Here is a 1,978-nt window from a genome sequence, read left to right as displayed (position 1 = left end):
AGTTTCATATCCATTTCAACCTCAATTTTCCAAAGAGTAAACAAAACTATTTGCATATACGTGTATATGTTATTCAATTCTAGTTTACATAATAGCAACTATAGGAACTTGTTTAAAAATACACAATTAACATAGACTCTAGTACATTTTTGTCACGCTAAGCATGTTAGTCCAACCATTCTATAGAAAATATCCATACATATAAAGTAAAAACAATTATAGAAGGTGAAAATAACTAATGAAAGATAAAGATTGTAAATGTAGGGTCGTTCCACCACTACCTCAAGGGCCACAGGGTCCACCTGGGAAACAGGGACCACAAGGACCACAGGGGCCACAGGGTTCAATGGGAACTCCTGGGACACCGGGTAGCGCGCTAGGTTTATGCCAAATCACAGGGATACAGGATACCGCAATACAAGGGGCCGGTGTTACTTTTGGAACATCTGGACCATGTATCGGTCTTACTATACCTATGGGTGCTAATTCAATCCAACTTTCCGATATTGGGTTATACGAAATTTCATTCGAAGCCGATAATTCTTTAGCTAATGGGGAGGAGATTTTCTATGAAGTTTCAAGCGATGCACCAGCCATAGTATCACGAACGCTTGTACGTAATAACTCTGGTGGTGACATAGTAATGCCGGCATCAAAATCTGAACTCTATCAAAGTACTCAAATGAATGAAATAATCTCAGTCGATACACCTACTGTAACAGGAGCTCCAAGCTACACCCGCCCTGTTCTTCATGTGATTAGATACACATAATAAATGTTTTATTTTGGAGCTTTTTTGGGCTCTTTTTTTTGCCCTAACTAAGAACCAGAGTCTACAATAAGTATTGGCGTTTGGAAGCGCAAGAAAATTTGCATAAAAATGAATATTATATACAATTCTAGTTTACATAATAGCAACTATAGGAACTTATTTGAAAATACATAATTAACATAGACTTCAGTCCATTTTAGTCACGTTATATATTTTAGTCCAACCTTCTATAACAAATATCCATACATATAAAGTAAAAACAAGTATAGAAGGTGAAAATAATAATGAAAGAAAAAGTTTGTAAGTGTAGAGTCGTTCCACCACCACCTCAAGGACCTGAGGGGCCACACCTGGTAGGCAGGGTCCACAAGGACCTATGGGAATACAGGGACTGCAAGGATCACAAGGACCTATGGGTACACCTGGACTATCGGATCCTCAATCTGCATTTAGAGCGGAAAATTCAGCAGATTCTCAACCATATCAAAGTGGAAATTTGCTTCCTGTGATTTATCCGAACGAAATATTTGATTTAAACAATGAGTACAATACAGCCAATTCACAGTTTATCCCTTCTCAATCTGGTGTATATTCTATTTATGCTGGCGTTTTTTTTCAAGCTAGTTCTAATCAGAATTACCAAGCATTTTGTACAATTCGAGTAAATAATGCATTAGTATATCAAAATGACAGAGATGTTATAATAGCACCTGGTATATTAATTGCGGCAAAACTGATAAATGCTTACACATTAGTTCAAATAAACGCTGGTGACATCGTAAATGTAACATTTAGTGCAAATCAACCAGGTACTGTTTTAGCGAATAGTGCTGGAACTATCTTTGCCGCCGCAAGATTCCCATCTCCATAAGCTGATGTTTTAACGTCAGCTTATTTTGAATATCTATGTATTGGATATTCAATTCTAGTTTACATAATGATAACTATAGGAACCGATGTGTTTTCATAATCATTGATATAACAATATTTTCACAAAGTGAATTTTTATAGGATATGATTTTTAAACACAAGTTGAGTTGTGTTGTGCGCCCATAAGGGAGGCTAAGAAAATCGCTTTTTCCAAAGCGTGGATTAAGTCCGCATATAAATCCATCATTACCCACCTTAACCGAAGGGGAAACCTAACGGGGAGTGTAGCATGGTGTGGAAAGTCATGAGTTGACGAGTCGCTACGTCACGACTGAA

General features: G+C 37.2%; 2 protein-coding genes. Both read left to right on the top strand.

Annotation, left to right across the window (positions count from 1 at the left end; translation table 11 throughout):
- The first annotated feature begins 238 nt into the window (after window positions 1-238).
- Window positions 239-772, top strand: a complete 534-nt coding sequence (locus tag JM172_RS25045; RefSeq protein ID WP_250886875.1) for a hypothetical protein — start codon at window positions 239-241, stop codon at window positions 770-772.
- Window positions 773-1,148: 376 nt separating this feature from the next.
- Entirely contained in the window at window positions 1,149-1,643 is a 495-nt protein-coding gene (locus tag JM172_RS24280) for an ABC transporter permease (protein WP_214484946.1), read from the top strand.
- Window positions 1,644-1,978: the final 335 nt, after the last annotated feature.

Source organism: Bacillus sp. SM2101, from assembly GCF_018588585.1.
GTDB lineage: Bacteria > Bacillota > Bacilli > Bacillales > SM2101 > Nanhaiella > Nanhaiella sioensis.
This window is presented reverse-complemented; position numbering and strand designations above follow the sequence as displayed.